This window comes from Flavobacterium sp., from assembly GCF_013823965.1.
GTDB lineage: Bacteria > Bacteroidota > Bacteroidia > Flavobacteriales > Flavobacteriaceae > Flavobacterium.
The window spans coordinates 1-9,121 of sequence record NZ_PNNA01000051.1; the positions used below are offsets into that span (position 1 = coordinate 1).

Annotated in this window: 8 protein-coding genes; 5 read left to right on the forward strand and 3 right to left on the reverse strand. The window is 39.5% G+C overall.

What is annotated here, in order from left to right; genetic code table 11:
- Window positions 1-409: 409 nt before the first annotated feature.
- Complete coding sequence (locus C0430_RS05750; RefSeq protein WP_290866432.1) at window positions 410-1,678, reverse strand: NRAMP family divalent metal transporter; 1,269 nt, start codon at window positions 1,676-1,678, stop codon at window positions 410-412.
- Between the two features lie 239 nt (window positions 1,679-1,917).
- On the opposite strand from C0430_RS05750, the gene C0430_RS05755 reads away from it, so the two are divergent.
- Window positions 1,918-2,709, forward strand: coding sequence for a serine O-acetyltransferase (locus C0430_RS05755; protein ID WP_290866434.1), 792 nt, complete (start codon window positions 1,918-1,920; stop codon window positions 2,707-2,709).
- 1 nt (window position 2,710) lies between these two features.
- Window positions 2,711-3,598, forward strand: a complete 888-nt coding sequence (gene cysM, locus C0430_RS05760) for a cysteine synthase CysM (RefSeq protein WP_290866436.1) — start codon at window positions 2,711-2,713, stop codon at window positions 3,596-3,598.
- Window positions 3,599-3,672: 74 nt separating this feature from the next.
- Here cysM and C0430_RS05765 read toward each other — a convergent pair whose 3' ends face one another.
- Entirely contained in the window at window positions 3,673-4,083 is a 411-nt protein-coding gene (locus C0430_RS05765; protein WP_290866438.1) for an OsmC family protein, read from the reverse strand.
- A gap of 206 nt (window positions 4,084-4,289) precedes the next feature.
- Here C0430_RS05765 and C0430_RS05770 point away from each other — a divergent pair, with 206 nt between their 5' ends.
- The 3 genes from C0430_RS05770 (at window position 4,290) to C0430_RS05780 (ending at window position 6,533) form a co-directional block, all read left to right on the forward strand.
- Window positions 4,290-4,982: an SGNH/GDSL hydrolase family protein gene (locus C0430_RS05770; RefSeq protein WP_290866440.1), complete on the forward strand. Its 693-nt coding sequence runs from the start codon at window positions 4,290-4,292 to the stop codon at window positions 4,980-4,982.
- A 22-nt stretch (window positions 4,983-5,004) separates the two neighbouring features.
- Window positions 5,005-5,991, forward strand: coding sequence for an aldo/keto reductase (locus C0430_RS05775; protein ID WP_290866442.1), 987 nt, complete (start codon window positions 5,005-5,007; stop codon window positions 5,989-5,991).
- 98 nt (window positions 5,992-6,089) lie between these two features.
- Window positions 6,090-6,533, forward strand: coding sequence for a hypothetical protein (locus C0430_RS05780; protein WP_290866443.1), 444 nt, complete (start codon window positions 6,090-6,092; stop codon window positions 6,531-6,533).
- A gap of 443 nt (window positions 6,534-6,976) precedes the next feature.
- Here the strand turns inward: C0430_RS05780 and C0430_RS05785 are convergent.
- On the reverse strand, window positions 6,977-9,121 hold a 2,145-nt coding region (locus C0430_RS05785), incomplete at its 5' end, for an Ig-like domain repeat protein (RefSeq protein ID WP_290866446.1).

The window sequence follows — 9,121 nt, forward strand, 5'->3', positions numbered from 1 at the left end:
ATTCTTCTGATAGAATCCATTAAGTTACTGGAATCGTTTATTTTAATCAATTCATTGACAAAAAATGTCATCATAAATCCTTCCTCTGTTTCTATGGTCACTTGCTTTTCTTTGACCGAAACTACCACACCATTTATCGCTTCATCAAGAACTGAAACTTTATCTCCTTTGTTGAACATTTTTAACTTCTTTAACTTGGTTACAATTTGTAATTATTTATCCGTTTCCAAAAGTAAGGAACTTTGAAACAACATCATTTATTATGGAAAAGGTTTCTTCAAAATTGGCAGAAATTACAAAACGAAAACCTTTAAATTTTGAAAAGAAACATCATTGTGATGCACCTGGAAAATATTCTTTTAAATCAAAATGCAATTAAAATATTGACCAAGAAAATGCAACAAAAAACCTAATCCACCAATTGCAAATAAATCAATGCAACGGCAGCTGCCGTCATAATTATCAATGCCAAAAATCCTAAAAAATTAGACTTCCAATCATTGGTGAATTTTCCCATCACTTTTTTATTATTGGAAATATGAAGGATGATGGCAATTAAAACCGGAGCCGTCAACCCATAGAGAATGGCGGTATAAACCAAGGCTTTTATGGGCGAAATACCAACATAATTGAGCGACAATCCCAGAATTAACGAAAGACCGATAACCGTGTAAAATGCTTTTGCTTCGTGGAATTTTTTGTCTAAACCCTGCTCCCATCCAAAAGTTTCGGTAATAATGTACGAAAGCGAACCGCTTAAAACCGGAATTGCCAGCAGTCCCGTGCCAATAACTCCAATGGCAAAAAGAAGGTACGCCAGATTTCCTGCCAAGGGTTTTAATGCCATGGCAGCTTGTTCGACAGTATCGATTTGATGAATTCCTCCATTAAAAAGCACGGTTCCAGTGGTTAGAATTATAAAAAACATCACAAGACCCGAAAAAGACATTCCGAAATCGACATCTTCGTTTATTTCGTGAATGATTTTTTTGTTTACAATCAAGTGCTTTTTTTTATGCGCCATTTCTTCCACTTCCATCGAAGCTTGCCAGAAGAACAGATACGGCGAAATCGTCGTGCCAAGAATGCCGACAAGAATGCCCATAAATTCTTTGTCGAATTTTATGGAGGGCACTACTGCCGATTTAAGAATTTGCAACCAATCTTGTTCGTACAAAAAGGGAACTATTAGATACACCAAAAGCACGATACAGAGATATTTAAGCGTGGAAGCAATTTTGTGATACGGCAAATAAATCATTAGTCCCAAAAGCATGATAGTAAACAAAACGCTGAAATAAGTGGCGTCAATGGAGGGAAACAAAAGGTTTCCAACCGCTCCCATTCCGGCAATATCAGCACCAATATTCATTATAATGGCCGGAAAACTAAACAACAACATCAAATACAAAACGGGTCTGGGGTAATTGTTTTTGAGTGCGCCCGTCAAGCCATGGGAAGTGACCAAACCAATTCGGGCACACATTTGTTGAATCGCGGCCATAAGCGGAAATGCCACAGGTGCAGTCCATAGCGTGGAAAGTCCATAAGCGGCACCTGCCTGTGAATAAGTTGCAATTCCCGAAGGATCATCGTCACTGGCTCCAGTCACAAGTCCAGGGCCAAGAAGTTTCCAGAAACGGATGATTTTGTTTTTAAGCTTTACTCTAGTGTACATTTTTACTTTTTTAACAGATTAAAAAAAACAAAAATTCAAGAATAGGACATTCCTTTTGGCAAGATAATTTATACGCTAATTTACGAATTAAAAAGGCAATATTGGTAAAAATGATGCTGTAACAAGTCTTTTTTAAGTTATTTTAGACCGGCAACACTTGAATTTATTTATATTTATTACAACAATTTCTAAAAACACCTTACTTTTACGACATATACTAACACTTCAATTTCACAATCGTGACAAAAGAACTAATCATAAAAAACATTGCAGCTTTAAAAAGCCATTTTGTCATCAATTACGGTATCAAAACAAAAGTGGAAGACTTTACCGAGAAACTCTTCTACACCTTGTTTGATGCTAATGCGCCTTTGAATCAAAGTGTTTTGGAACTTGAAAATTCATTCAAGGAAATTGCCAAAATAGCTTGTAAAAAACCAGAAGGAATTTGCGATGGGATTTGGGAGCAATTTCTTGACAAACTGCCATCAGTTTTAGAAAAGTTGAATCAGGATGCGGCTTACATACTGGAAAATGATCCCGCTTCAAACAGCATCGAAGAAGTATACTTGGGTTATCCTGGGTTTTATGCCATTGCCATTTATCGATTGAGCCACGAATTGTACCTGTTGGACATGTTGCTTTTCTCCCGATTAATGAGTGAATACGCCCACAAGATTACGGGAACCGACATTCACGCAGGAGCGACAATTGCCTCGCCATTTTTTATTGACCACGCCACCGGAATTGTTATTGGAGAAACCACCGTCATCGAAAAACACGTAAAGTTATACCAAGGAGTAACTTTGGGCGCATTGAGCGTTAGCAAGGACATGAAAAACTCCAAAAGACATCCTACGGTGGAGAAAAACGTATGCATTTATGCCAATGCGACTATTTTGGGAGGAGAAACCACCATTGGAAAAAACAGTATAATAGGCGGAAATACTTGGATTACAAAATCGATTCCGGCAAAATCCATTGTGACCAATACCACCATCACCGAAGTAAAAATCAAAGAGTTAAAATAACATGCAATTCAAAAAATTAGTCGACCTAATTGGAAACACGCCTTTAGTGGAAAGCGTGAATTTGGTAAAAAATAAAAACGTGAGACTTTTACTGAAACTCGAAGGAAATAATCCCGGCGGAAGCGTGAAAGACCGAGCGGCTTACAACATGATTGCATCGGCAATTGAAAGAGGCGACATCAAAAAAGGCGACAAACTCATTGAAGCCACCAGCGGAAACACCGGAATTGCCTTGGCCATGATTGCCCAATTGTTCAACATAGAAATTGAACTCGTTCTTCCCGAAGATTCGACCAAGGAACGCACCCAAACGATGCTGGCTTATGGAGCAACCGTGATTTTAACACCCGCCAGCGAGGGAATCATTGGCTCCAGGGATTATGCCGACAAAAAAGTGGCTGGAGGCGGTTATGTGATGCTGAACCAGTTTGCCAATGACGATAACTGGAAAGCCCATTACAAAACCACGGGACCGGAAATTTGGAACGATACCAAAGGAACCGTAACCCACTTTGTTTCGGCTATGGGAACCACGGGAACCATTATAGGAACTTCCACTTATTTGAAAGAAAAAAATCAAGCCATACAGATTATTGGAGCGCAACCCAGCGACGGCTCCCAAATTCCCGGAATTCGAAAATGGCCGCAGGAATACCTGCCCAAGATATTTGATGTCACAAAAGTAGATGCCGTTATGGAAGTTTCCGAAACAGAAGCTCGTGAAATGACCAAGAGATTGGCCAAGGAAGAAGGCATTTTTGCAGGAATGAGCAGCGGAGGTTCTGTTGCCGTGGCGGTAAAACTGGCCGAACAAATGGAATCCGGCGTGATTGTGGCCATTATTTGCGACCGCGGCGATCGTTATTTGTCTTCGGATTTGTTTGATTAACTACTACTATTTAAATATAAAAAAGGCTCGATTGTTCAGCAATCGAGCCTTTTTCATTGAAACCAAACCTGGATTTAAACCAAACTGGCTTCGGTGGAAATCTCCGTGTCGAACAATTTGGAAATAGGGCAGTTTTCCTCTGCTTTACTGACCAATTCTTGAAAAGTTTCATTGGAAATTCCCTTGATTTTGGCGTTTACCGTCAAATTGGAACTCACAATTCTTCCTTCGAGCAAGTTAATGTCGCATTTGGTTTCGATGCTTTCAATCTCGAAACCACCCTCGGTGATGTAGGCCGAAAGTTGCATCGTGAAACATCCGGAATGCGCTGCGGCAACCAGTTCTTCCGGATTGGTGCCTATCCCCTCTTCAAAACGGGATTTGAATGAATATTGGGTATTTTGCAATATCCCACTTTGTGTAGTTAAATGACCGGCTCCTTCTTTGAGCGAGCCTTTCCAAACTGCGGTTGCATGTCTTTTCATGATACTAGTTTAATGTTTCTCAAATTTAAGATTTTAAACACGAAATCTCCCCGTCTTTACTGTTTTTTTAACTAAAATTTAATCCCTTATTTACACTGTTTTTCAATAGTGCAATCGGCTTATTTTAGATTGGTTATAAAGTGTGAAATCATTAATTTTGTTGAGTAACAAAATCATTAATTTTTAACTACTCAATTAGGTCACCAATGAAAAACACAAAATCAATTTACTACATCATCATTTTATTATTTTTTATGGGAGGAAAAATACAGGCCCAAGACTGGGCAAATTTGAATAAATACCAAAACCAAAACGCCACGCTCAAACCGGTGGAGCCAAAACAAAAAAGGATTGTGTTTATGGGCGATTCCATAACCGAGTTTTGGTCCGTCACTTCTCCCGATTTTTTTACTGGAAAACCTTATGTGAATAGAGGCATTAGCGGACAAACCACTCCCCAAATGTTGATTCGTTTTAGACCCGATGTTATTGCCTTGAAACCAGCCGTTGTAGTGCTATTGGCCGGTATCAATGACATTGCCGGCAACACGGGACCATCAACATTGGAAATGATAACCGACAATATTTTTTCGATGGCAGAATTAGCCAAGGCAAACCACATCAAAGTGATTTTATGTTCCGTGTTGCCCGCTTTTGATTTTCCTTGGAAAACAGGATTGAAACCAGCCGAAAAGGTTGTGGAACTCAACAAAATGATAAAACAATATGCCGATGCCAACGGAATTCTTTATTTGGATTATTATTCAGCCATGGCTAACGACCAAAAAGGATTGAAAGCCGACTACTCCGGTGATGGCGTTCATCCCAACAAAACAGGATATGAAATAATGAATCCTCTTGTGGAAAAAGCGATAGCAAAAGTACTTTCAACAAAATAAACTTCCCAAAAAGACAAAAAAGATGAACTATCGAAAATTAGGCAAAACCAATTTCAACATTTCCGAAATAGCATTGGGCACTTGGCAAGTGGGCGGAAAATGGGGTTCGCCCTTCAATGACAAAACCGCAGACGAATTGATCAATACCGCCATTGACAAAGGCGTTAATTTTATTGACACCGCCGATGTGTATGAAAACGGCTTGAGCGAAACTGCCGTGGGAAGAGTCGTTCGTTCCCGTTCGGAACGCATTTATGTGGCCACCAAATGCGGTCGCCACATCAATCCGCACCTGAATGAAGGCTATCAACCCAAGGTTTTACAAAAATTCGTGGAAGACAGCCTCAAAAGAACTGGACTCGAAACCCTGGATTTAATCCAATTGCATTGTCCGCCAACGGAAGTGTATTACCGTCCCGAAATCTTCGAATTGTTTGACCGATTAAAAGAACAGGGAAAAATTCAAAACTTGGGTGTCAGCGTCGAAAAAGTGGAAGAAGGACTTAAAGCCATTGAATACCCTAATGTAACGACGGTTCAAATCATTTTTAACCTGTTCCGTCAACGTCCATCGGAATTGTTTTTCAAGGAAGCCCAGAAAAAAGATGTTGGCATTATTGCAAGAGTGCCATTGGCGAGTGGACTTCTCACGGGATTATTCGATTCCAAAACCACTTTTGGCGCGCAAGACCATAGAAACTTCAACCGAGGCGGAGCTGCTTTCGACAAAGGAGAAACCTTCTCGGGAATTGATTATGAATTGGGTTTAAAAGCGGTCGAAGCCTTGAAAGCCCTGTTTCCGGAAGCCACGAATCTGGCTCCAATTGCCTTGCAATGGATTTTGAGTTTTAATGAAATCAGTTGTATTATTCCGGGAGCATCAAAAGCCAGTCACGTAGAATCGAATTTATCTGTGTATGATTTGCCCCAATTGACACCGGAAAAAATTGCGGCAATGAATGCCATTTACGAGCAATACATCAAGCCGGAAGTACATCAATTGTGGTAAATTGTTTTGCCGCAGATTGCTTCGCCTATTCGCAAAAGCTCGGGTCGCTGATTATTAATTTAATCTGTGAATCAGCGGTCAATTAAAATAAACTCCCAATGCCCAATAAATCCAATTTCAAGGAATGGTTTGATCGGTATAAATATGCCGAATTATCCGCTACTTCTGCTGCATTGGCCAGTTCCCAATTTAGCCGAATATTTGATGGTTTGACTACTGCTTACTTAATCACTTTTACCGAATATTTTGCCTTTTATGGCGTCATTTTATTTATGGCTTACAAAAAAATGATGGAAGCCAATAAAGCATTGGGCAGCACAACTTCATTAAAAGAACTGCTCCATTTATTGCGAAATTTATTTTTGGAATTTGGTTATCCCACCGTTTTGGATTTCTTCTTCATCCGTCCGTTTTGCATGTATTGGATGCCTATATTGACCGGAAACTATTTTATGGGAATCATCTTTGGAAAAATCACAGCCGATTCTATTTTTTATGGTCTAGCCATAGTAAACTATGAATTGATCAAGAGGAAACAGTAAACTATTTTTTCCCTTTTGTTTGTCTTTTTATTGCTAATCATTGCGGTAATGCAAGAGGAAGGATGCAGAGAGATTAGAAGAAGGATGCAAAGTGGTCAAGATTTTTACCCGTCCCAGATAGTGATACAGGTGGTACTGATACAAGATTTGATTGAACTGGTTTATAAAATAATTGCACACGGATGAGTCAATTAAAAGATGTATAGAAAATAATTAAATTCTGTACATCTTTCAGCATAAAGATGTACAGAATTTATATAAAAGATATACATCTATTTGTTTTATTATCAAGGAGATATTTAAATAAAGTAGTAACAAGTCTTAAATCAGATAAGGAACGCAAGATCATTTAAGAGTAGCGATTGATTGAACAACTCGTTCTAAAACAAAAAGCCATCCCAATTTAAAAGGGATGGCTTTGTTTCAATTATTTAAAAAAATATTTATTGTTTAATCAGTCTCACTGTTTTTTGGTTAACGCCTTGACTTACTATCGTGAAATAAGCCCCAGTTGGCAATTCCTCGCCAAATTGAATAGGCTGGCCATCGCTGCTTTCGATGTGTTTTACTGTTCTGCCTAGAACATCGTACAAGACCACATCCACTTTCTCTTTGCTGCCACCTTCTATGACCAAAGTGAATTGATACTTGGCCGGATTAGGATAAGCGATCACGTTGAAAGGGGTTGGCTCTGCCACTATTGGTGTTTCTTTTACTTGTTTGACAATAACAGGCATACTTGTGCGGGAAGTAATTGCTGCATTTACTATTTGTGTCAAAGAATTACTACTTGCGGCATATTTGCTATTTCCTCCGTAATAAACGGCAATTTCATGATTGCCTGCCGTTAAAGAACCAACCAACAAGGACGCCACACCGGTCGTAGAATTAATCGCTACATTACCCAGAACAGTATTGGTTGTCACATCAACAAAGTTGACAGTACCCGTAGGCTTGGTTGTTAAATTACCCGTAACAGTTGCCGTGAATGTTACCGCTTGACCAACCGTTGAAGTAGTAAGCGATGACACTATTGAAACAGCACTACTGGTTGTGCCAGTGGCAAAAGATCCCGTACTTTGGATTTTTATATTTCCTCCGTCCAATACCTGTTGTGATGTGCTAGTTCCGCTCCAATTGCTGCTAAACCATACGTTACTGTTTTTGTCCCAAACCATAATCGATATATCATCATTTTTTCCTGGCTCACCTCGATCAGTCATGCTAACTTGTAAAGTTGCATTACCATCTAAAGAAATTGCCGCTAAAGGATTCGTGATATCCTGAATGTTTGCTTTACCATTAAACACTGCTTTGCCGGGACTACTGGCAGTAGCTGGACTAACTGATAAAGAACTCATGGCATTTCCTTTGACTTGTATAACCTTTCCGTCTGCGGTGCGTATAATGGTATTGATATTCCCTTGCAATGCCCCATTTTTATTCCGCTTGATATTGAATCCAAAGTTGTTTTTCTTTCCTTGCAATGGATTGCTTTTACCAATTGCTTTACTTGTAATAATATACCCGCCACCCGTTACAAAATCAGTAAGTGGTTTAGAAACAGTTATCACGGAATTATCTTCGGATTCATTTCTGATGTAATAGCCATTATCCACAACAACTCCTATGGTAAATTGTTGGGCATCTGAATTTCCAATTGAAGCAATCCAGTTGGCTGTCACGCTACCAGTCTTGGTATCTCCAGGACTCACTAAACCTACTGTTAACCAATCGGAAATATAATATCCTGTTGCAGATGTTGGAGAACTTATGGAAGTGGGCGTCAAATCTCTATTTACAAAACGAACTCTTGCGTTACGAATATCTCCAGGATTTGCATCTCCCGAATTAATTTCGGCATTAATATCCCTAATCGTTGCACTAAGGGTTACCGTTGCCGTACTAGAGGTAGTAGTAGAGGTCGAAACAAATGATGAACCCGTATAATACACTTCAGCATTTTCTTTGGTAATGGAAAGACTAGCTGTACCTGAGCTGGCAAAAGAATTATTATAAGCTGCAAAGGTTGCGGTAACCACTTTTACACCCGGTGCCATTTGTCCGTTTGGAGGAGTTGCTGTACCTGAAGTATAGGAAGGTTCCAATAGTAGAACATTCGTCAATGTTGCCGTTCCATCTGGCTGAACCAATGCTGTACCCATAGTTTGTGTACCAATTTTAAATGTCACGATTCCTCCTGTTGCGTTTCCGTTACAATTGGTAACAGTAGCGGTCAAGGTTACTTTATCACTATACTGTTGGGTATTTGGCGTAACTGTTACTGATGTTGTCGTGTTTACATTATTAATGCTAACAGTTATTGAGCAGGTGGATGTGTTGCCACAAGCATCTTTTGCAGTCCATGTAATTGTATTAGTGCCAAAGTTCAAATCAAAACCATCCATTGTCGTGTCTCCACTGATGGTAGTAGCACCTGTAACGCTCCAAGCAAGAGTTGGTGTAGAACAATTATCAGTCGCAGTTGCGTTGAATTCTGATCCTACAACTTTATAAGTACATAAACCCGAATTAGTGTTTCTGCTAAATGGTGTTCCTGTTGCACAAGAAATAATTGGTGCAATTTC

Coding starts and splice junctions, on each gene's coding strand:
- C0430_RS05750 (WP_290866432.1), bottom strand. CDS start 1,678: ATGTACACTAGAGTAAAGCTTAAAAACAAAATCATCCGTTTCTGGAAA.
- cysM (WP_290866436.1), top strand. CDS start 2,711: ATGCAATTCAAAAAATTAGTCGACCTAATTGGAAACACGCCTTTAGTG.
- C0430_RS05765 (WP_290866438.1), bottom strand. CDS start 4,083: ATGAAAAGACATGCAACCGCAGTTTGGAAAGGCTCGCTCAAAGAAGGA.
- C0430_RS05770 (WP_290866440.1), top strand. CDS start 4,290: ATGAAAAACACAAAATCAATTTACTACATCATCATTTTATTATTTTTT.
- C0430_RS05775 (WP_290866442.1), top strand. CDS start 5,005: ATGAACTATCGAAAATTAGGCAAAACCAATTTCAACATTTCCGAAATA.
- C0430_RS05780 (WP_290866443.1), top strand. CDS start 6,090: ATGCCCAATAAATCCAATTTCAAGGAATGGTTTGATCGGTATAAATAT.